This window comes from Hyphomonas sp. ske169 (assembly GCF_056850855.1).
In genome coordinates this window covers 2,209,868-2,231,282 of the sequence record NZ_CP096146.1, presented here as the reverse complement: position 1 = coordinate 2,231,282, position 21,415 = coordinate 2,209,868, and the positions used below count along the sequence as shown (strand labels likewise).

The window sequence follows — 21,415 nt, the reverse complement described above, 5'->3', positions numbered from 1 at the left end:
CAAGCCATGATCCTTACGTGCCCGGAATGCGAGACCCAATACTTCGCGGACGACGCCACCATTGGCGAAAGCGGCCGAACGGTAAAGTGCGCAACCTGCGGCCATTCCTGGTTTGTCGGGCCCGAAGGCGCGAATGAAGGCGCCAACGCGCTGGGCGCTCATGAGACTTACAGACTAAAAGTGCGCGAACGGCGGCGGCGTAAAAGCCGAAACGCCGCGATGAGCGCGTGGACGGCAACAGCCGCCGCCTTTGTCGTGATTCTCACCGGATTGGTCCTGTTCCGCGGCGAGGTTGTGAAACATTGGCCCGAATCGGCAACAACTTATGCAGCGATCGGCATGCCGGTAAACCGGTTCGGCTTAGAGTTTCTAGACACCGAAGCGGAGCGCTTCTTTGACGGCACAACCCCAATCCTAGAAATCCGCGGCGCGGTCCAAAACACGTCCGGGCGGACGGTCTCTGCGCCGCTGGTCCGGGTGATATTGCTCGATGATCAAGGCGCACAAGTCGCGCAAGCCTTTGCGCCAATTACGCCCTCCTCCGTACCGGCTGACGCCCAGGCTGTTTTTGCCGCAAGAGTGGAAAACCCACCCTTTGAATCATTCGAACTTGAACTCGACCTCGTTCCAGCCGATACGGCACTCGCTGAGAACAGGTAAACTTTATGGCCCTTCCCGAGATTGAGACCGTCCTTTCCGAACCGGATTTGATGGCGCGAATTGATGATCTTGCTCATCGCTTGGCCCCCAGCCTGACCGGCGAATGGACCGCGATCAACATTCTGATCGGCGCCACTCCGTTTACCAGCGATCTGATGAAAGCCCTCGCCCGATTAGACGTGCATCCGATTCTCGATGCGCTCTGGCTCGAAAGCTATCGCGATGCCCGCGAGAGCTCTGGCCGGGTGGTTGTCCGCGCCGACATTGCGCGCCAGGTCAAAGGCCGCGGCGTTTTGATCATTGATGATGTGTTTGACACTGGGCGCACGCTCGAATTTGCCAAACACCATTTGCTCGCCAAAGGCGCGCGCGAGGTGATTACCTGCGCCTTAGCCCGCAAGCCTTGGGCGCCTGAGGGCGAGACCAATGTCGACTTCCACGCGTTTGATGCGCCAGGCCGGTTCTTGGTGGGCTATGGCATGGATGATGCCGGACTGTATCGCGGCCTGCCTTATATTGGCGCGCTCGATTAAAGGCTGCGATCGAGCCATTCTAAGATATCAGCGCTAACCTGTTCGGTGCCTGGCTCATCGACAATCCAATGCGCGTGATTGCCATATTCCATATAGTCACCCGGATGCGCCGCCTTCGCGTATTTCGCGCCGGTCTTGCGCACCGCTTTGATCACGGTAGCGCGGTCTTTCTTAGCGCCAATCGTTAGCGTCGGGACATTGATCTGCGCTTCATCAATGACGCCGGGATTGGCAAGATCATGATAGACCCGGCCACTGTCGAACAGTGCTTCGGCATAAATTGCGTCATGTCGGTCTTGTGGCACCGCGTTGAGCACACCCCAACGAAAGCCTTTGGGTCCGACTTTGAACACACCGCCCGGGACATTTTTTTGACCAACTTTAAGAATGCTCCAAAAGGTCCTGAGCACTCTAAGATCGGTGACCGTGCAGCCTTTCGGTTGCGCCGGTGTGAGAAAGATCCCGGCACGAACCGCGCCTGTTTCGGTCAGCTTTTGCGCAATCAGCCCGCCCATGGAATGTCCAATGATAACAGGTGCTTCACCCGTCTTGGCTTTGATCTCGTCCGCCATCGTAGCGGCGGCGCTCACATAGTCGCTCAGAGTTAAATCTGCGAGCCCGGCGGGCGGGTCCTCTTTGGTCCGGAGATCGGGAAACAAGGTTGGCGTTTCACAGGTCCAACCGGCCATGGCGAAATCGCGCTTCATGCGCTCCCAAACTTCGCCGCCGCAGCCAACGCCGTGGATCATCAATAGAGTTTTCGCCACAGCCAACTTCCTCCCAGCGCCGCATACATTTGCAGCATAGGCGTAGTTTTGAGGAAAAGGAAAGAAAGGTCTAGGTCGGTTCACCCCATCGCGCGAACCGTTTGGCGACCTCTTCATAGACCGGCCGTTTAAACGGAACGATCAGGCCGGGAAGCTCTTCGAGTTTGGCCCAGCGCCAGGCGTCAAATTCAGGCGTGTGCTTGTCGAGGCGAACGTCGCTGTCAGAGCCTTTAAACCGCAACGCATACCATTTCTGACGCTGCCCGAGATACGGCCCGCCCATGCGGCGCAACAGATCTGGCGGAAAATCGTAATACAGCCAGTCTTCGGTTTCTTCGAGAATATCGACCAGTTTGGCAGCGACGCCGATTTCCTCGTCCATTTCGCGTAAAGCGGCTTCGACGGCTTCTTCACCCTTATCGACCCCGCCCTGCGGCATTTGCCATTGAAACGCGCCGCGTCCATTGACGCGCCGGCCAACAAAAACGTGTCCAGCTTTCGAAAACAAAGCCAGCCCAACATTGGCGCGGTAAAGCGCAGGATCCCGTTTCTTCTCACTCACCCTTGCGGGTCTAGCTGAGCCTGTTGAACCTGGCCAGCACCCAGCGACTGTTTGGCATAGTGCGAGGCCGGGGCCAAAGCGATGCCTTTTGCTTCAAGGGTGGGCAGCCATTCTTTGAGAATATCAAACGTCACCGGGAAGGGCATTCCCGTGCCGAGCGCAGCGCCGCGTTCCAGTGCGGTGGTTTCAAGCAGCAGCAATTGCTGCGAGATCTCATCGGCGCCTGGACGCGCATCAATCCAAGTGGTGGCTTTTCCGAAGGCGAGACCAGACTTGCGCGCGCTCACCCCAAACTCGGACCGGCCCAGACGTCCATCGTCAAACAACGCCAAGCCTTTATCGCTCAAAGCCGCTACGACCGGGTCAACCGCCTCGCTACTGGTGGCGTATTTATCGCCCATATAGTTCATCACACCGACATAGCCGGGGGTGCGTGCCAGCAAGGCAGCTAAGCGTTGCCGGTTTTCGTCAGGAGACAGGTCGGCTTCCAATACCTGCGGATGCGGACGTTGGCGCCCATAGTCATAGGGCTCCATGGGAAGCTCGATCAGGACTTCATGTCCGGCGCGGCGAGCGTCACGGACGTAGCCTCGCAAATTGTCAGCGGTTGGCGCAAAAGACAGTGTCACTTCGGGCGGCAACTCGTTGATCGCTGCTCGGGTCCTGGTGCGATTGGTGCCGAGTCCGCCAACAATGATCGAAACGGTGGGTTTGCCATCAGTATTGGTGAAGTCCCGCGCATATCGCATCAGCGGCGCGTCTTCTGAAAGGACGGGCGCCGCTGGCGCGGCCTCAGAGTCCGCCATTTGGATTTGCGAGACCTGACTATAGGTCTGTCCAGGCAGAACTGTGCGACCATTGATCCGCACGCCAGACGGCTTGGTGTCAGTCCGTGCGACGGCTTTAACCGGACGGGCTTCACCATATTCCACCCCAAGATCAGGTTCGTCCCCTTGTGGGGTCTGTTCCGCGGGTGTTGCCGCTGCAAGGCCGAGCGTTCCTTCATATGCGGGCCCTTGATAACCGGGCAAGCGCGGGTTTAGCTGCGGCGCGTCATTTGGTGTCTCATTAAACAGAGCCATGCGTACAGATGGGCTGCCAGCGTCAGGGCTGCCGAGCAAATGCATAGCAGACGCCGCAGATCCAAGCACGAAGGTCAGTGTGAAAGCCCCAAGCGCGCTATGCACAACGCCGCTTCGAAAAGGGGATGGATCACGCGCAGAGCGAGCAGACATTGAGGCTCCTGAGAACACTTTAATTCGACCAGCATTCAGTTTGCCGCTCTAATGGTTAAGAAGAGGCAAACTTGAATTAACCTTTGGAGTGATTTGCACAGCTTCACGACCCTGAATCGATTAAAATTCAGCAACTGACTATCTGAAATAGAAACGCGTCGTGCCGCTACTTAGCCGGAGCGGCTTTCTGTGCTCGCGACGATGCCGCCTGAATTTAGAAATTCGATCGCTTTTTCAAGCTGATAGTCGCCCTCATAATCGACAGGCGGCATATCATCCGGGATATGCGGCAGATCGCGAGCGGTGCCGTCTTCATTATCGAGCGCGTTTGGCAGATCGGCTTCTGAATAGCGTCTGATCCGCGCCAGATCTTCTTCACTCACGCGGCGGTTGGCAACTTCAATGTCAGGCACGATGCCCGTGGCCTGAATAGACCGCCCAGATGGGGTGTAGTAACGCGCCGTGGTGAGGCGGATCGCGCCACGCTCAGCGCCCAGTGGCATGACGGTCTGAACCGAGCCTTTGCCGAAACTGGTCATGCCGAGCACCGTCGCCCGATCACGGTCTTGCAAGGCGCCAGCGACAATTTCGGACGCCGATGCGGAACCATTATTGATCAACACAACCAGCGGCACGTTCTTAAACACTTCGCCGCGCTGGGCGTTTGACCGCATCACATCGCCGGGGCGTCGGCCAATGGTTGAAACAACTTCGCCACCAGACAGGAACTGATCGCTGACTGAGACCGCTTCATCGAGCAGGCCGCCACCATTATTGCGTAAATCTAGAATGATCCCGTTTGGACGGCGTCCAATCTCATCCCGGATTTGATCAAACGCTTCGATCAGCTTGGTTGTGGTCTTTTTATTGTTGAAGGTCGCGATGCGGATATAGGCGATACCGTCGCCCTTATCTTCGAACTCAACATATTTCGGTTCGATCACTTCGCGGGTTAGCGTGACATCGAACGGGTCTTGCCCGTCGCGATAAACGGTGACCGTCAAATCTGTGCCCGGCGCGCCGCGCATATCGCGAACCGCATCATCAAGGCTCAAGCCAACAATCGCTTTTGCGTTTAGGTGGGTGAGCAGGTCGCCTGGCTCCAAACCAGCGCGACTGGCGGGCGTATCATCCATTGGCGTGACGACTTTGACGAACCCGTCTTCCATGGTCACTTCAATGCCAAGCCCGCCATATTCACCGGATGTGGTCACTTGAAGCGCTTCAAACTCGTCTGGCGACATATAGCCAGAATGCGGATCGAGGGAGCCAAGCATGCCGTCAATCGCAGCCTCGAGCGCGGCGACCTCATCAATTTCTTCGACATAATCGGCTTTGGCGCGCGCCATCACTTCGGTGAACAAAGAGAGCTGTTCGAACGCGGCTTCATAACGCGGCGACGAATTCTCTGCGTCTGGCCATGCGACGGCTGAAACCCCAACTGCTGTCGCTCCAAGTACGACCCCCAGCGCGGCTCCTGTCAGCATAGCTCTCATAGACGTTTCTCCTGTTCCGGCCTTAGCCGCGTTTCATCCAATTTGCCGGGTCCATGGGCTCACCGCCTTTGCGGACCTCTAAATATAGTTCTGGCTCACCCGCGGCGCGCTCAGCCATGCGGGCCACCGGCTCGCCCTGTTGTACCGATTGACCAACAGCGACATAGCTCGACGACATTCCCCATAAAAGAACATGGTATCCGTCGCTTGTCGAGAGGATCAGTAATTGTCCATAGCTCCTGAATGGGCCTGCAAACTCTACAGTACCGCTAATTGGGGCAGAAACTTGAGCGCCGCTACGGGTCGCAAAGGCGACACTTTCAGATTTGGCGCCACCTGGCATTTTATCGCCCCAGGCGCGGACCACGCGGCCGGTCGCCGGAACGGCCAACACGCCAAGCGGTTGAGAAACGGTCGCGCGCGGCAGGTTGGCTCGTTGGGTGGGTCGAGGTCGTGTTTGCTCGGCAAAAGCGAGCCGCGGTTTCAGGCGCGGCGCCGCCGGAGCGGTGGATTCAAGGGCGAGGATCAAGTCCCGGAGCGTTCCGGCTTTTTCACCAAGAGATTCAGCGTGTTGGCGCAAAATCTGGGCATCTGAATTGACGTCCTCAAAGGCCGCACGCTTGGCTGTTGTGAGCTGAATAATCTCTTCTTTTTTCAGCGCCAAAGCGGCATCGGCGGCGGCCAGAGTCTTTTGTTCGCGCAACACTTGGCGCTCAATGCTTCTGAGCTCGCTAATCTCTTCGGTGAGAACCTTGGTCTTGCTGCGTACTTCTGGGGCAACCTCGCCCATTAGGATCGCCGCCCGGATGGCTTGATTGGCATTCTTCGGCTGGGTCAAAAGCGCTGGCGGGCGGTGGCGGCCCGAGATCGCTAACGAGGCCATCAAATCTTCGAGAGCCGCTTCTCCCTCAATCAAATCCGTCCGCGCCATGGACAATCGCGACCGGAGCGAGACCAGTTTCAGTTCTGTCGATATCGCTTGTTCTTCCCGACGTTGGCTTTCCATCGCTGCTGAAATCAAATCGCGTTCGAGCTTTTCGAGATCACCCGCCACGACGCCACCAGCAGACTCCAATATCGCCAGCTGTCGCAAGGTTTCTTCGCGCTCGGCTTCTAAAGCTTCCAAGTCGGCGCGTGACACATCATCCTGGCCTTGAACAGGCAAAGCCGCTGCCGCAAAAACCGCGGTGCAAGCCAGAAGGTGGCGCACGAATCGAGAATGCCTCAGACGCATCTGATCAATATGCCACAGGCCTGGTGATCAGGACATTAACGCAATCGGTGAAGCCAAATGCCGTGCCGTACGGTTCGATTAGCCGTCTTTGGCCGCGATTTGATCGGCAAGATCGACGATGACTTTGGCCTGTTTCCAAGTCGCGTCATCTTGCATTTTACCGTCCAGCATCGCAACGCCCGCCCCGTCCGGGATGGCCTCGAGCACCCGCCGTGCAAACGCCACCTCATCAGGATCTGGACTGAATACCTTCTTCGCCACCTCAATTTGGCTCGGGTGCAGCGTCCACGTGCCGACACATCCCATCAAGAAGGCATTGCGGAATTGCTGTTCGCAGGCTTCCAAATCGGCGATATCGCCGAACGGGCCATAGAAGGGCTTGATCCCCGCCATTCCGCACGCATCGACCATTTTACCGAGCGTATAATGCCAAGGATCTTGTTGCGCGCCTGTGCGAGCAGATCCATCTTCTTTAGGATCTTCAATCACCCGGTAGAAAGGATGACCACCGCCCACTCGTGTGGTTTTCATCTTGCGAGAGGCAGCAAGATCCGCCGGGCCGAGCGAGATGCCTTGCATACGCGGCGAGGCGAGCGCGATGTCTTCAACCCGCGCGACGCCTTCGGCGGTTTCCAAAATGGCGTGCAATAGGATCGGACGCGAGAGCCCAGCTTTCGCTTCCAATTGCGCCACGAGTTGATCGACATAGTGAATGTCCCAAGGGCCTTCGACTTTCGGGATCATCAGGACATCGATTTGCTGTCCCGCTTTGGTGATCAGCTCGGTCACATCGTCCAAGAACCACGGCGAATTAAGACAGTTCACCCGGCTCCACAGGCCCGTGCCTTTGGCTTGCCAATCGAGCATGCTGGCCATTTCGATGACGCCCGCGCGGGCCGATTCTTTCGCATCGGCGGGGATCGCGTCTTCCAAATTTCCGAGCACCACGTCACACGTGTCCGCCATGCTGGGCACTTTCGCGCGCACTTTGTCGAGATGCGGCGGCACGAATTGGATCATCCGCTCGACTCTGACAGGCAGCTCTAATAGTGGCTCGGGCGCGCCCGCGGCAAGCGGTTTAAAAAATTGGCGCGGGGCTTTTTGGCTCATCGATGATCCTCCGATTTGACGCGCAACCTAGCGAGCAAAACAGCGGAGGCAATGGGGACTTAGGGGCAGGCCTATTGCGCCATCGGATGCGCGGTCTCTAACAGTTCGGCAAGTTCGTCGGTCAGCACGTGGGTATAGATTTGCGTTGTCGCGATATCGGCATGCCCCAAAAGCGTTTGCACGCTGCGCAGGTCAGCCCCGCCCTGCAGGAGATGCGTCGCATAGGCGTGACGCAGAGCGTGCGGATGGACGCGGGTTGGAGACAGCCCAACCTTAATTGCCAGCGCTTCTAGCATTTGCGCCAAACGGCGTCGGGTGAGGTGGCCGGTTTTGCCCCGGGATGGAAACAGAAACGCCCCGCTGCCGGTCCCATATTTGTCATCATCGCGCAGTTCGAGCCAATTGCGGATCGCGAGCAATGCTGGCGCGCCCAACGGGCACATGCGTTCTTTGCCGCCTTTGCCGCGAATAATCATTTCCCTTGTTTCCCAGAGGCCGAGGCGGCGGCGCGGAAGATCGCCGAGGCGCAAGCTCACCAATTCGGTCACCCGCAACCCAGCGCCGTAGAGCAGTTCTAAAAGGCAGGTCATGCGCGGATCATCAACGCAAGCCCGGAGCAAGTCATCGACATCCTCGCGCGACAATACATCGGGTACATCGCGCTGAACTTTCGGCGCATCCAGTTTGGAGGTTGGATCATCCTTGCGATCACGCTCTTCGAACAAGAAACGGAAAAATCGCTTTAGCGAGGACAGTTTGCGCGCTTGGGTCGAAGCGGCCAAACCGTCTTTGGCGAGCGATTGCATCCAGCCGGAAAGGTCTCGTGGATCGGCCGCGCACAAAGTCCCGCCAAGATAGCCTGAGGCCTCAAGCAAGTCGCGACCATAGGCGTCTAGCGTGTGCGGCGAAGCCCCACGCTCGGCAGACATCATTTCCAAGAAAGCTTCAATACGCGAATGATCAGACATGCGTTCTGTCTAAAAGACAGACCTTAACGCCAAACGAAAACGGGCGCTCTGATGGGAGCGCCCGCTTAGATTTGCTAAAAGAGGCGCGTCTACTCGACCCCTTCGCCTTTCAACATGATGGAATCCCCATCTTCGGTATCTGGATCGCCATTCTTCCTGTGCATCGCCACGACGACGCTGGACAGCAAGAGGATCGCAATCAAGTTCGGCAAGGCCATGGAGGCATTGGCGAGATCACCAAATTTCCAAACGAACTCAACCTGCGCCAAGGCGCCGACAAAGATCACTCCGACCCAAAGGAACCGGAACGGCTTGGTCGCCCATTCGCCGACCAAATAAGTCAACGCCTGTTCGGCATAATAAGACCAACCGATAATCGTGGTGAAGGCAAACAGCGCCAAACAAATCGTCACGATCCAGCCGCCACCGCTAAACGCTGCTTCATAAGCGGCATTGGTAATCGCAGAGGCTTCAAGGTCTGCTGCGAGCCAGATATATTGGGTTTCGCCGCCATCAGCAGTGACCCAAGTGCCAGTCGTGGTCAGGATCACCAAAGCCGTCATCGTACAAATCACCAGTGTGTCGATAAACACACCGATCATTGCGATCTCGCCTTGCTTGACTGGGTTGCGGGTTTGCGCCGCCGCGTGTGCGATTGGTGCAGACCCTTGGCCAGCCTCGTTAGAGAACAGGCCGCGCGCGACACCAGCGCGAACCGCCGCCGCCATGCCGTAGCCCGCAAGACCACCAGCCGCTTGCTCAAGTCCAAAAGCGGATTTGACGATCAAAGACAGCGCCGCCGGGATTTCGGTGACATTCATCATCAACACGACAAAGGCTGCCGCGACGTAGAAGAGCGCCATGAACGGGACGACTTTTCCGGCCACGCTACCAATTGATTTGATGCCGCCAATGATGACCGCAAAAGTCAGCACCGCAAGCACCAAGCCGACGCTCCATGTTGGGATACCAACGCCGATTTCTGCGCCGCTTCGTACGACCGTTTGGGTGATCGAGTTGGCCTGAACCATTCCGCCAGTCGCGGTGGCGGAGAACAAGGTGCCGATACAGAAGAAGACGGCGAGCCAGCCCCAATTCTTGCCGAGCGCGTTTTTGATATAATACATCGGGCCACCATTGATGCGGCCATATTTATCACGCTCTCGATATTTGATGGCGAGCGAGCTTTCCGCAAACGCCAAGGCCATACCGAACAGCGCGGTCAGCCACATCCAGAAGATCGCCCCGGGTCCGCCAAGTGTAATCGCGGTTGCAACCCCAGCCAGGTTCCCGGTTCCAACTTGGCCTGACAGGGCCGTGGACAGGGCTTGCCAAGCGGTGATCGTGTTTGGGTCACCATCGCCTTTGCGGCTACCCCACAATTCCGCCAAGGCCGGACCAAACCGGCGCAAAGGGCGACCGCCCAAGCGGATCATGAAATATAGGCCAGACCCTAAAAGAAAGACCGCTAAGGGCGCAAAGGGCAAGACCTGGGTGCTGCCCCATGAGCCGCCCCAGATAAACCCACTAAGATTATCAACAAATCCGTAAAACGCTTCCATAATGCCTCCCCGGCAAAGCTTTTTTCTCTACAGGTCGCCACCCTAGAACAGAAACGGGCGCTGTGAAGCGCCCGGTCCCAAGTTTTTGCAGATATCTGATCAAATGGGGATAATCTATCCCACAAACCCTTCGCCAACGCCAAAATCGCGTCGCGCTGAAACGATCGTCACCACGACCCCTGCAAGCACATCAAGCAGCGCCATAATGGTCAGGATGAAGAAAACAGAGGTCGCGAAGTTCGGATGCAGCAGGAACAGCATCAAGCAGACAATGAACACGATCATTGAGAGCGCGTGGTTCATAATCGTCGCTGTGCCAGTGCTGGTCGATTTCAGGATTTCCATAAACAGAACACCAATCGAAAGCAGAAGCAGCGCGTCGCCTTTGGTCAGCACCCATTCGATCTCGCCGCCAATCATGCCGATAGAGAAGAACTTTTGGCCCAAGATGGCCATCAGAGGCGAGACTTTCTCGCTCAATACTTCATTGCCATGCGTCAGCACGGCAGGATCGCCATTGCTGGTCAGGGCGATCAGGCAATAAATGCCCACTGGAATTACAAATAGCGGAAATGCGCTAAGTAAAAGTCGCATCAAACTTCCCCTTTTCCGTGGACTATGGCCATTCTGGCGCTCCACCCTTTGCTGTTTTTCGTCGAGACCCGCCATAACAGCGCCCGGAAATGGTACGGTCATGGCGCGCCTCCTCGCCTGACCAGTTAACCGTAATATGGATTAATGCAAAGTGAGCATGTCTGCGATCACCTCAAAATCTCCGTCCTATTTCGTCCTGAGCGGGCCGCCTGGATCAGGAAAGACGAGCCTGCTCAAAGCACTCGGGTCGCGGGTTCAAACCGTCGCTGAACCGGCGCGCCGCGTGCTGGCAGAGCAAAGGCGGATCGGCGGCACAGCAACCGGTGACCAAGACCCCGCCGCCTTTGTGGCCCAAATGCTTGCGCTCGCTGTGCGAGATTATGGGGCCGCCTCGGGCATCTCAGTGTTCGATCGCGGATTGCCAGATTTGCTTGGCTTTACAGCCTTTTATCAGCTCGATGACCGCGACATTCGCGAGGCCATCGCCGCGCACCGCTACCAATCAACAGTCTTCTTTTTACCAGGATGGCAAGAGATTTATGAGAATGACGAAGAGCGCACGCTCGATTTTAACGGCGCTGTCGCGTTCGGGGACCTTATTCGTCAGGGCTATGAGCAATCCGGCTATGACTTGGTCGATGTGCCAATTGGGCCTCTTGAGACGCGCGCGGCATTTATTCTGGACCAGATAAAGACCTAGATCTCGTCAGATCCACCTGGATTACGACGGCGGCGAATGAGCCACATCACGCCGCGCAGATCTGACAGCGCGTCTCCGAGGCGGCCAAAATTGGTGTATTTAGATTGCCCTGCGCCGCGTTCGCGATGGTTCACATCCATAAACTCGACGCCATAGCCTTCAGCATTCATCAACGCTGGCATGTAGCGGTGCATATGATCGAAATAGGGCAAAGCCAGAAACGCCTCGCGCTTCATCACTTTGATCCCGCACCCGCTATCATCGCATTCATCGCGCAAGAGGCGTTTGCGGAAGGCATTGGCAAAGCGAGAGCCAAACTTTTTCCAAGACGAGTCTTTGCGGCTGGCCCGGCGCCCCATCACCATAGTCAGGCCTTCTGGCGCATCGGCGCGGGTCAGGCTGCGATACAAGGCGGGAAGATCTGCCGGATCATTCTGACCGTCCCCATCTAGGGTGCCAATAATCGGCGCGCGCGCATGCTGAATGGCGGTCCTCAAAGCCCGCGATTGGCCCGCATTCGAGCGGTGCGCAATCACGCGAAGCTCAGGATATTTGGCTTTCAAACTGGCCAGAACTGCCCGCGTATCATCCGTCGAGGCGTCATCGGTGATGACCATCTCATAAGCGCGTCCAGCTAGGGCGGCTGCGATCTCGTCAATCAAATGTTCCGCATTGCCGGATTCATTGTGCATTGGCACACAGATCGAGAATTCTGGGGATGAGGTCACAGGGGGTCACTCCACTAAGACAAGACCGCCTGCCTTTAGTTGATATCCAGCGATTGCGAAACCTCAAGACTGAGGACATGAGTGTTTTTATGAGCGATCTTCCCATTGAACCCTTGCTGCCAGAGATTGCTGCGACGCTGAAAGCGCGGCAGCGATTGATCCTTGGTGCGCCGCCCGGGGCGGGGAAGACGACCCGCGTGCCCTTGGCACTGGCGGGCCTAATCGATGGCTTCGATGCGCTGCCCGGTAAAATCGTCATGCTCGAGCCGCGCCGGATTGCCGCCCGCATGGCCGCGCAACGCATGGCCCAGACCCTAGGCGAGCCGCTCGGCAAGCGGATCGGGCTCTCGACCCGGGTGGATCGCAAGACCAGCAAAGACACTGTGGTCGAGGTGATCACCGACGGCTTGTTCACGCGGCGATTGCTCGCAGATCCAGAGCTTTCAGGCGTCAGCGCGGTGATCTTTGACGAGATTCACGAGCGCAGCCTCAGCGCCGATCTGGGCCTCGCCTTGGCACTCGAAGTCCAGTCCGCTTTGCGCGATGATGTGCACCTGCTGGCCATGTCAGCAACGCTCGATACATCGTCGATGGCAGGCAAACTCGACGCGCCGGCGATTGAGAGCGAGGGGCGGCAATATCCGGTCGAGACCCGGTATCTCGGGCGCACACAAGACCGGCTTGAAGATCAAATGGCGCGGGCAATCGAGCGGGCTGTGCGGGAAACTGATGGCTCCGTTCTCGCCTTTTTGCCCGGCGCTGGCGAAATTCGCCGGACCGCAGAACGCTTGTCGCATCTAAATGATGTTCTCATCGCTCCGCTGTTTGGCGCGCTGAGCCCGCAAGATCAAGACGCTGCCATTCGACCCTCTCCCGAGGGCCAAAGAAAAGTCGTGCTGGCAACCGATATCGCGGAAAGTGCACTGACCATTGAGGGCGTGTCTGTCGTGGTCGATAGCGGCTATGCCCGGGTGCCGCGCTATGTCCCAGGCGGATTGTCCACCGAGCTTCAGACGGTGCGCGCCGCCCGCGCCAATGTCGACCAACGACGCGGCCGCGCCGGACGATTAGGCCCAGGTATCTGCTATCGGCTCTGGGACGAGGCAGAGAGCCGAGGCCTAACTGCCGCGCCAGAGCCAGAAATCCAAAATGCCGATCTGTCTGGCCTTTTGCTCACACTCGCTGATTGGGGGGAAGCAAAGCCGGAGCGCCTGAACTGGCTGACCCCGCCAGCCCCTGGCCGCTTAAAGGCAGCAAAGCAAGATTTGCGCGCGCTCGGCGCCCTCGATGAGGCCGGAGGTCTGACAAATATCGGCCGCGCGATGACCAAATTGCCGCTTTCGCCGCGCCTCGCAGCCCTGATTGTTCGCGCCGAAACGGATCCTCATCGCGCACTCGCCGCGCAAATCGCAGCATTGATCAGCGAGCGGGGGATTGGTGGCAACAATGCTCATCTTAATGAACGACTGGCGAGCTTCCAACGCGATCGTGGGCGGCGTGCTGAGACATTGAAACGCCAAGCCGCGCAATGGGCTGGCGGCGGGAAAGCATCCGGCAATGTCGCTGAAATCCTAGCCCGCGGCTGGCCCGACATGATCGCGCGAAAACGGCCAGGCAGCAGTGCGCAATATGTCCTCGCTTCAGGCCGCGCCGGTCAAATCGATGACACATCCGCCCTCGCCAAGTCAGACTGGTTGGTCGTCGCCGACATGGTTGGCAGCGCGAAAACCGCTCGGATTACGCTCGCTGCCCCGCTGGATGAGCAGCTGGCCCGCTCCATCGGCCGCGAAGAAACCCGCGAAACGGCTGAGTTCGACCCAGCCAAAGGCACATTCAAGGCCCGCCGCGTAAAAGCTATCGGCGCCATCATTCTCAGCGAACAACCGCTCCCCAAACCTAGTCCAGAAGCCGCGAACGACGCGTTCTTGGCCCATATCGAGACAGACGGTTTCGCGCCCACCGGTCTGGGTGTGCCGATGCAGACCATGTTGGCGCGCTTGACCCATCTCCGCACCCTATTCGGCGCCCCTTGGCCAGAATGGGGCTTCGACGAGCGGTCCCAGACCGTCAGAGATTGGCTCGGCCCGATTTTGAGTAACCAATCATTTACCATGCCGACACCCGCCACGCTTCGGGATGCGTTAAAAGCGCAGCTCGATTGGCCACTCCCCAAAGAGTTGGATCAATACGCGCCCTTGGCGGTTGAGCTCCCCTCTGGGCGAAACGCAAAGATTGACTGGCTCGATGAACGGGCGCCGCTGGTGGAATGCAAAGCCCAGGAACTCTATGGCGCGCAGCAGCATATCAGCTTGGCGCAAGGGCGTTTGCCGGTGACGCTGCAAATTCTATCGCCGGGCGGCAAACCTGTGGCCACAACCCGGGATCTGCCTGGCTTTTGGCAAGGCGGATATCGCGACATGGCAAAAGATATGCGCGGGCGGTACCCCAAACATGACTGGCCCGATCAGCCTGAAACCGCCAAACCGCATGCTGGGATGACCAAAGCGCGGCTCGCTAAAAGCTAAGCATCGCGCCACTCCCCGCTATTTAGGCCATCAATCGTCCAATTGCCGATCTGATACCGGATCAGGCGCAGTGTGGGATGACCGATCGCCGCCGTCATACGCCGCACTTGGCGATTTCGGCCTTCTGAAATGGTCAGCGAAATCCAGCAATCTGGGATCGATTTACGCACGCGGATCGGCGGCGTTCGCGGCCACAAGTCCTCCGGCGTCTCCATCCGGATCACGTCTGCAGCGGAGCTAAGGCCATCTTTGAGCTGTACGCCGGATCGCAGCTTGTCCAATGCAGCCTCATCCGGGATGCCTTCAACTTGCGCCCAATAGGTTTTTGGCGTCCGGTTGCGCGGATTGGTGATTTGCGCCTGAAGCCGTCCATTATCGGTCAAAACCAGCAAGCCTTCACTGTCCCGATCAAGCCGCCCGGCGGCATAAACGGCGGGCACATCTATGAAATCAGACAGCGTTTGCCGCGCCGATCCCGCAACGCCTTTGTCGGTAAATTGCGACAGTACATTGAAGGGTTTGTTGAACAAAATAACGCGAGTCATGTAGGCACCCGAACAATAATTAATCCGTATCGCAGCATATTTTTAGTCCGGTTCCGTTGCATTTCTGAAGACATATGGTAAATAGGAGGCCTCATTAGCGTAAGAAAGTGAAGGGAGATAAGAACATGAACACACTTCCCATGCACAACAAGGCTGGTCACCAGTCAGACTCATTTAACGGCCCAATCCTCGACCGCGATAAATTGCGTGAGGGCACTTATGTGGCAATGCTCACTGCAATCGGATCGATTGTCCTCGTGCTCGCCGTGAAGGCCGTTTACCTGGCCTTTTAGTCACCAAAAACTGAACCCACATATAGCTTTTCGGGCGGTTTTAAGTCATAAGCCGCCCGATGAGTGAAATGACCCCTGATAAGTCCAGCAAATCGGTCTTCATCAAGACCTATGGCTGCCAGATGAATGTCTATGATAGCGAGCGTATGAAGGACGTCCTCGCCCAGATCGGCTATGCGCCGGTCGACAGTCCCGATGGCGCTGATTTGGTGGTCCTCAACACCTGCCATATTCGCGAAAAAGCGACAGAAAAAGTCTATTCTGAGCTTGGCAAAATCAAGAAGCTGAAACAGGCGCAGGGCGGCAAGATGACCATCGCTGTGGCTGGCTGTGTGGCCCAAGCTGAGGGCGCTGAGATTATGCGCCGCCAACCAGCGGTCGATTTGGTGCTTGGCCCACAAGCCTATCACAAGCTGCCAGAGATGATTGCCCGCGTGCATCGTTCCACAGGCGAGCGGCTTGAGACTGAGTTTGAAACGCTGGAAAAGTTTGATGCGCTGCCCAAGGCTCGCCAGGCCGACGGCCCGGTCGCCTTCCTATCGGTGCAAGAAGGCTGCGATAAATTCTGCACGTTTTGCGTCGTCCCGTACACGCGCGGCGCGGAACTGTCTCGCCCCGTCGATGATGTGATTTTCGAAGCGCGGAACCTGGCCGGACAAGGCGTGCGCGAGGTTCAGCTGCTTGGTCAGAACGTGAATGCCTATCACGGCGCGGCCCCGCAGCTTGAAGGCGGTGAAGAGTGGACCTTGTCTCATTTGGTTCGGCATGTCGCTAAAGTCGGCGGTCTCGACCGGATCCGCTACACAACCAGCCACCCGCGCGACATGGATGATGATCTGATCGCCGCGCATGCTGATACGCCAGAGCTGATGCCGTTCTTGCACCTGCCAGTTCAATCTGGCTCGAACAATATCCTCAAAGCGATGAATCGCGGCCACACGCGCGAGCACTATCTCGACATTATGCGCCGGATGAAAGAAGCCCGGCCCGATATGGCGCTCGCGTCTGATTTCATTGTCGGGTTTCCAGGCGAGAGCGATAAAGACTTTGAAGACACGATGGATCTGGTACGCGAGGTCAATTACGCGATCGCTTATTCGTTCAAATATTCCGAACGTCCTGGCACGCCTGCTGCTGAGATGTTCGGCCAAGTCCCTGAGGACGTGAAGAATGAGCGCTTGCAGGCTCTGCAAGCGCTTTTGAAAGAGCAACAGACCGCGTTCAACGCCTCCAAGATCGGCCAGACCATTCCTGTCCTGGTGACCGGCAAAGGTCGCAAAGATGGCCAGATGCACGGGCGCTCGCCGTGGTTGCAGGCGGTGCATTTCGATGCGCAGCCAGACCTGGTTGGGCAGATCATTGATGTCTCGATCAATGGCGCGACCTTGAACTCGCTCTCGGGAGAGCTCGCCGTCAAATCGAAAGAGGTCGCCGCTTGAGCCAAGTCTGGACCCCAAAGGACGCGTCACTCCTGCCAGTGATTTGCGGCCCCAACCACATGAACCTGCTCTATCTCGAGAATGAGCTCGGGGCTGGAGCACTGAAAGCAGAAAGCCAAGGCGGCGGAATCGCACTCGAAGGCTCTGCCGAGGCGGTGGCAACGGCTGAGCTGGCTTTAAGCGTGTTTGAAACCGTGCTGGCGCAAAATCCAAATGCCGGGATCGCGGCGCTCGAAGGCGCGGTGGAACAGGCCCGCACACCCAGCCAGCACTATCGCACGCTGACCGGCCTGAAAGTACCGATCAAAGCGCAAACCAACATGCAGGCGAAATATCTCGATCTGCTGACGGGCGCTGAGAATGACCTGATCTTCGGGGTTGGCCCGGCCGGGACAGGGAAGACCTTTTTGGCCGTCGCTGCCGGCGCAGCGGCGCTCAAAAACAAAGCCGCGTCAAAACTGATCATCACCCGCCCCGCGGTCGAAGCGGGCGAGAATCTCGGCTTCTTGCCCGGAGATCTCGAAGAAAAAGTTGAACCTTATTTGCGCCCGATCTGGGATGCGCTCGATGAAACCCTCGGCGCAGATCAAGCAGGCCGATTGCGCGAGAAACGTGTGATCGAAGTCGCGCCGCTTGCCTTTATGCGCGGGCGAACCTTGAAGAATGCCTTCGTGATTATGGATGAGGCACAAAACGCCACGGTCGCGCAGATGAAAATGGTTCTGACGCGCTTGGGCCGCGACAGTCGGATGGTCGTGACTGGCGACCCTGGCCAGGTCGACCTGCCCAAGAGCCAAACTTCGGGCCTCGCTCATGCCTTGCGGATCCTGCGCGGCGTGAAAGGCGTCGGACGAGTGACGTTCACCGCCCGCGATGTCCGCCGCCATGCCTTGGTGAGCCGGATCATCGAAGCCTATGACAAAGCCGCTAAATCAGACTCAGATGATTGATCTCGATTTACGCGTTGCGGAGCCGGAATGGGCGAAACGCTTGGCCAACCCGCAATCCATTTGCCTTCGCGCACTTGAAGCCGGCGCGACGCAAAAAGCCGTCAAAGGCGAAGTCGCGGTCTTGCTGACTAGCAATGACGAGATCCAAACGCTCAATCGCGACTGGCGCGGCAAAGACAAACCAACAGATGTCTTATCGTTTCCAGCGGATCCAATGGATCGGCCATTCCTCGGCGACATTGCGATTGCGCTCGGCGTGACAGAATCCGATGCGACCATGCGCGGGATTCCACTCGACCAACACTTATCGCATTTGTTAATCCACGGGGTGTTGCATTTACTCGGGCACGACCACAAAGATGACACAGAGGCCGCCGAAATGGAGGCCTTAGAGATTGCGGCGCTTGCGTCACTAGGCTGGCCTGATCCATATAGTTAGCTTGCGATTCGAACGCGCCAAACAGGACCGAAGAAAGACATGTCGGAAGGACGCAAAGGCTTGCTAGGCCTGTTCAAGAAAACCCCGGACGACCCGGTCGAGCCCTCATCGGAAACGCCAGAAGCGCCGTCTCAACAAGAGATGCGCCTGCGGATCGCTGATTTTGCCAGCGCCCGAGTCGAGGATGTGATGATCCCGCGCGCTGAGATTATCGCGGTCGAACTGTCGACCAGTATGGATGACCTGATCCAACTCTACGCCAATGAGGCTCACTCCCGTCTGCCCGTCTATCGAGAGACTTTGGATGATCCGGTTGGTGTGGTTCATATTCGAGATTTGATCGGTGAGATCGCGCGCGCCAATGGCGACGCCCCGAAAGAAGATGATGCCCCGCTGGAACGCTTGCGCCGAGACATTCTTTTTGTCCCGCCCTCCATGCCGCTGCCTGACTTGCTGGTGAAGATGCAAGCCTCGCGCACACATTTGGCCCTGGTTGTCGATGAATATGGTGGCACCGACGGGCTCGTGAGCCTTGAAGACTTGGTTGAAGAAATCGTTGGCGAGATTGAAGACGAACATGACGAGGAAGTCGCGCTTCTGATCCGCCGCGGACGCCTTGCTTGGGAAGTCGATGCCCGAATGGAAACCGAAGACTTTGCCGAAGAGACCGGGCTCGATCTCGAACTCGAAGATCACGATGTCGACACGCTCGGCGGGGTCGCGTTTGCCTTGGCGGGCCGCGTGCCTCTGCGCGGGGAAATTTTGCCCCACCCGAAAGGGGTCGATCTTGAGATCCTAGAGAGCGATGTCCGCCGCATTCAACGACTGGTGGTTCGCAAACCTGCGGCGGAGTTGAACTCATGATTGAGCATCAGGAAACGCGCAGCCACGGCTTAGGGGTTCTCACCAGCGTGCATGAGGCGGTCGCCCGCACCCGCGGTATGACGGCGGGTCTGTTCGCGATTCTATTGGGCGCGTTCTGTGCGCTTGGATTTGCCCCGTTTCACCTTTCTCCAGCGCTCATCATCGCTTTTGTGGGCCTGGTCTGGATGCTCGATGGCGCCCGCAGCCAGCGCCGCTGGGGCCGCGCCATGTTCTTCCGCGCCTGGGCCTTTGGCTTCGGCTATTTCCTTGTTGGCATGTACTGGACGGCGCTTCCTTTCCTCGTGGAGCCCGAAAAGCACGCCATCTTCCTGTGGATGCCTCTGCTTCTATTGCCAGGCGGCATGGCTCTGATTTGGGGCGCGGCTTGCGCCCTCGCCGGCGCGTTTTGGTCGGCTTCACCGTCGCGGATTTTCATCTTTGCGATCTTCATGGGCGGCGCAGAACTCATCCGCGGAACGCTATTTGGCGGCTTCCCGTGGAACTTGCCGGGCACGACTTGGGCGCCAGGTGGAGCCTTATCGCAAGTCGCCTCGATTGGCGGCATTTACTGGCTGACTCTGATGACGCTCTTTGTCGCCGCTTCACCGTCCGCGCTCGTGGATACGCGCGACGCAAAAGGTGTCCTGGGCCGCGCTGTGCCGGTGATCATGGCGGTGGCTTTGGTTGGGTTCTCGTTTGCTTGGGGCTCGCAGCGGCTCGCCAATGACACGGTCCTAACCGAGCGGTCTGTTCTATTAATGGATGCCGGCGTCCCGCAACGCGAAAAGTTCGACGATTTCGGCGAGCCTGTCGTCGCCCGCTATATTGATCTGCTCCGAAACGTTCCGAGCGAAGACGGCGATATCCTGATTTGGCCGGAAGGCGCCCTGCCTTATGGATTACTGCCTAACCCCTATTTTGCCGACAATAACGCGCTCGATTTGGTGTCTGCCTTCCTTGGACGGCGCGCGCTGATTGCCGGATCGCCCCGGTTTACAAATGAGGACGGCCAAAGCCGCGACTATAATAGCCTTGTGATGTTTACCGCTGGCGCCAACACAGCCGAACTCGCAGCGCTTTATGACAAACACCGCCTGGTGCCGTTCGGTGAGTTACCCGCCTCGAAGATTGTTCCATTTGGCGAAAACCTCGCCGGCATCCTGCCTAAAGCGATCCAGCGGATTGCCACAAATGGCTTTGAGCCAGGCGCCGAAGCGACTGTTCTGCTGCCGCAAGTCGTGGCGCCCCCTTTTATTCCTTTGATTTGCTATGAGGGCCTGTTCCCCGAAATCGTCCGCAAAGCTCAACCACAGCGCGAGGCAGCGGAGTGGATTGTGGTGATCTCAAACGATGCCTGGTTTGGTGGCGGCCTTGGACCCGCTCAGCATTATGCTCAGAACCGGTACCGTGCGATTGAAAGCGGCTTGCCCATGGCTCGGGTCGCCTCGCGCGGCATGACGGCAATGGTCGATGGCTATGGTCGAGAGATCGCACGCGGCAATCCTGCGCCAGGCGATCCTGCGGGCTGGAAATCCTCGATTGTTCGAACCGGATTGCCGGAAAAACTCGCAAACACACCGTTTCAACGGTTTGGGGACACGTTTTACTGGTTGACATTGGTCCTATTTGCTGGACTAGCCTTTATGAACTGGCGACGTTAGAAGAATAGTAGTGGTATAGAGAGTTCGGGTAGCGGATGTCAGAAAATAAAGTCCCCAGCGGTATCGATCGAATTGTTGGCCAAAGACTGCGGTGGCGTCGTCGCGAACTTAAGCTCACGCAAGAACAGCTCGGCGAGAAACTCGGCCTCACCTTCCAGCAGGTTCAAAAATACGAAAAAGGCGTGAACCGCATTTCCGCAGGCCGCTTGTTCGAAATGGCGCAGGTGCTCGGGATTACCATCACCTATTTCTATGAAGGCGTTGATGATTTGCTGGAGGGGCCCAGCATGCTCACCGTGCATGAAGAAGACCATCCACCCAGCCTGCCCGTGCTCGATGGCGAGGCCATGGAACTGGTCAAAGCCTTCCAGCAAATTGGTGATAAATCGCTCCGTCGCTCTCTCTTGGACACGATCCGGGCGGCCGCCGCCAGCAATGAATCCGGCACCGCGGCTTAACCAATAGCTGTGGCTCGGAAGCGACAGCCATAATTCTTTTGCAACTGCGAAGAAAATCTGAGGTTGCTTTGCCGCACTGCACAAGCAACCTA

22 protein-coding genes are annotated in these 21,415 nt (G+C 57.6%); 11 read left to right on the top strand and 11 right to left on the bottom strand.

All coding sequences use genetic code 11. From position 1 onward, the window contains the following. Window positions 1-6 precede the first annotated feature (6 nt). A complete protein-coding gene (locus MY069_RS10855; RefSeq protein WP_482793805.1) occupies window positions 7-660 on the top strand; it encodes an MJ0042-type zinc finger domain-containing protein in 654 nt (217 codons plus the stop codon). Window positions 661-665: 5 nt separating this feature from the next. Further along, window positions 666-1,193 (top strand): phosphoribosyltransferase, encoded by a 528-nt coding sequence (locus tag MY069_RS10850; protein ID WP_482793804.1) that lies wholly within the window; start codon window positions 666-668, stop codon window positions 1,191-1,193. On the opposite strand, the gene MY069_RS10845 is transcribed toward MY069_RS10850, so the two are convergent. The 9 genes from MY069_RS10845 to MY069_RS10805 all read right to left on the bottom strand — a co-directional run bounded on the left by MY069_RS10845 (window position 1,190) and on the right by MY069_RS10805 (window position 10,721). Then, window positions 1,190-1,960, bottom strand: a complete 771-nt coding sequence (locus MY069_RS10845) for an alpha/beta hydrolase (RefSeq protein ID WP_482793803.1) — start codon at window positions 1,958-1,960, stop codon at window positions 1,190-1,192. The two genes, MY069_RS10850 and MY069_RS10845, sit on opposite strands and share 4 nt — an antisense overlap. A gap of 70 nt (window positions 1,961-2,030) precedes the next feature. Next, window positions 2,031-2,522 carry an RNA pyrophosphohydrolase gene (locus tag MY069_RS10840; RefSeq protein ID WP_482793802.1) on the bottom strand — a complete coding sequence of 164 codons (492 nt, stop codon included), beginning with the start codon at window positions 2,520-2,522 and terminating at the stop codon, window positions 2,031-2,033. After that, entirely contained in the window at window positions 2,519-3,757 is a 1,239-nt protein-coding gene (locus MY069_RS10835; RefSeq protein ID WP_482793801.1) for a divergent polysaccharide deacetylase family protein, read from the bottom strand. The genes MY069_RS10840 and MY069_RS10835 overlap by 4 nt, the downstream gene beginning before the upstream one ends. Window positions 3,758-3,927: 170 nt before the next feature. Further along, window positions 3,928-5,253 carry a S41 family peptidase gene (locus tag MY069_RS10830; protein WP_482793800.1) on the bottom strand — a complete coding sequence of 442 codons (1,326 nt, stop codon included), beginning with the start codon at window positions 5,251-5,253 and terminating at the stop codon, window positions 3,928-3,930. Between the two features lie 22 nt (window positions 5,254-5,275). After that, entirely contained in the window at window positions 5,276-6,463 is a 1,188-nt protein-coding gene (locus MY069_RS10825; RefSeq protein WP_482793799.1) for a murein hydrolase activator EnvC family protein, read from the bottom strand. Window positions 6,464-6,565: 102 nt separating this feature from the next. Beyond that, window positions 6,566-7,597: an HpcH/HpaI aldolase/citrate lyase family protein gene (locus MY069_RS10820; protein WP_482793798.1), complete on the bottom strand. Its 1,032-nt coding sequence runs from the start codon at window positions 7,595-7,597 to the stop codon at window positions 6,566-6,568. A 71-nt stretch (window positions 7,598-7,668) separates the two neighbouring features. Further along, complete coding sequence (locus MY069_RS10815) at window positions 7,669-8,565, bottom strand: tyrosine recombinase (protein WP_482793797.1); 897 nt, start codon at window positions 8,563-8,565, stop codon at window positions 7,669-7,671. Window positions 8,566-8,654: 89 nt separating this feature from the next. Continuing rightward, the gene (locus MY069_RS10810) at window positions 8,655-10,127 is read right to left on the bottom strand and encodes an alanine/glycine:cation symporter family protein (RefSeq protein ID WP_482793796.1); all 1,473 of its coding nucleotides are present in this window, start codon (window positions 10,125-10,127) and stop codon (window positions 8,655-8,657) included. 114 nt (window positions 10,128-10,241) lie between these two features. After that, the gene (locus tag MY069_RS10805) at window positions 10,242-10,721 is read right to left on the bottom strand and encodes a hypothetical protein (protein WP_482793795.1); all 480 of its coding nucleotides are present in this window, start codon (window positions 10,719-10,721) and stop codon (window positions 10,242-10,244) included. Window positions 10,722-10,878: 157 nt separating this feature from the next. On the opposite strand from MY069_RS10805, the gene MY069_RS10800 reads away from it, so the two are divergent. Continuing rightward, the gene (locus MY069_RS10800) at window positions 10,879-11,421 is read left to right on the top strand and encodes an AAA family ATPase (RefSeq protein WP_482793794.1); all 543 of its coding nucleotides are present in this window, start codon (window positions 10,879-10,881) and stop codon (window positions 11,419-11,421) included. Here the strand turns inward: MY069_RS10800 and MY069_RS10795 are convergent. Beyond that, the gene (locus tag MY069_RS10795) at window positions 11,418-12,149 is read right to left on the bottom strand and encodes a glycosyltransferase family 2 protein (RefSeq protein WP_482793793.1); all 732 of its coding nucleotides are present in this window, start codon (window positions 12,147-12,149) and stop codon (window positions 11,418-11,420) included. The genes MY069_RS10800 and MY069_RS10795 overlap by 4 nt on opposite strands. A gap of 89 nt (window positions 12,150-12,238) precedes the next feature. Here MY069_RS10795 and hrpB point away from each other — a divergent pair, with 89 nt between their 5' ends. Then, on the top strand, window positions 12,239-14,674 hold the full coding sequence (hrpB, locus tag MY069_RS10790; protein ID WP_482793792.1) for an ATP-dependent helicase HrpB: 2,436 nt from the start codon (window positions 12,239-12,241) through the stop codon (window positions 14,672-14,674). Here the strand turns inward: hrpB and MY069_RS10785 are convergent. Continuing rightward, the gene (locus tag MY069_RS10785; RefSeq protein WP_482793791.1) at window positions 14,671-15,219 is read right to left on the bottom strand and encodes a pseudouridine synthase; all 549 of its coding nucleotides are present in this window, start codon (window positions 15,217-15,219) and stop codon (window positions 14,671-14,673) included. The genes hrpB and MY069_RS10785 overlap by 4 nt on opposite strands. Window positions 15,220-15,344: 125 nt before the next feature. Here MY069_RS10785 and MY069_RS10780 point away from each other — a divergent pair, with 125 nt between their 5' ends. From MY069_RS10780 to MY069_RS10750, 7 genes are read left to right on the top strand one after another with little or no spacing between them, the layout of a single operon-like run. Then, entirely contained in the window at window positions 15,345-15,512 is a 168-nt protein-coding gene (locus MY069_RS10780; RefSeq protein WP_482793790.1) for a hypothetical protein, read from the top strand. A gap of 59 nt (window positions 15,513-15,571) precedes the next feature. Further along, window positions 15,572-16,951, top strand: a complete 1,380-nt coding sequence (gene miaB / locus MY069_RS10775) for a tRNA (N6-isopentenyl adenosine(37)-C2)-methylthiotransferase MiaB (RefSeq protein ID WP_482793789.1) — start codon at window positions 15,572-15,574, stop codon at window positions 16,949-16,951. Continuing rightward, a complete protein-coding gene (locus MY069_RS10770) occupies window positions 16,948-17,901 on the top strand; it encodes a PhoH family protein (RefSeq protein WP_482793788.1) in 954 nt (317 codons plus the stop codon). The genes miaB and MY069_RS10770 overlap by 4 nt, the downstream gene beginning before the upstream one ends. Continuing rightward, window positions 17,894-18,340 (top strand): rRNA maturation RNase YbeY, encoded by a 447-nt coding sequence (gene ybeY, locus MY069_RS10765; RefSeq protein ID WP_482793787.1) that lies wholly within the window; start codon window positions 17,894-17,896, stop codon window positions 18,338-18,340. The genes MY069_RS10770 and ybeY overlap by 8 nt, the downstream gene beginning before the upstream one ends. A gap of 39 nt (window positions 18,341-18,379) precedes the next feature. Beyond that, window positions 18,380-19,204 (top strand): hemolysin family protein, encoded by an 825-nt coding sequence (locus MY069_RS10760; protein ID WP_482793786.1) that lies wholly within the window; start codon window positions 18,380-18,382, stop codon window positions 19,202-19,204. Continuing rightward, on the top strand, window positions 19,201-20,865 hold the full coding sequence (gene lnt, locus MY069_RS10755; RefSeq protein WP_482793785.1) for an apolipoprotein N-acyltransferase: 1,665 nt from the start codon (window positions 19,201-19,203) through the stop codon (window positions 20,863-20,865). The genes MY069_RS10760 and lnt overlap by 4 nt, the downstream gene beginning before the upstream one ends. 35 nt (window positions 20,866-20,900) lie before the next feature. Beyond that, a complete protein-coding gene (locus tag MY069_RS10750) occupies window positions 20,901-21,323 on the top strand; it encodes a helix-turn-helix domain-containing protein (protein ID WP_482793784.1) in 423 nt (140 codons plus the stop codon). Window positions 21,324-21,415 lie beyond the last annotated feature (92 nt).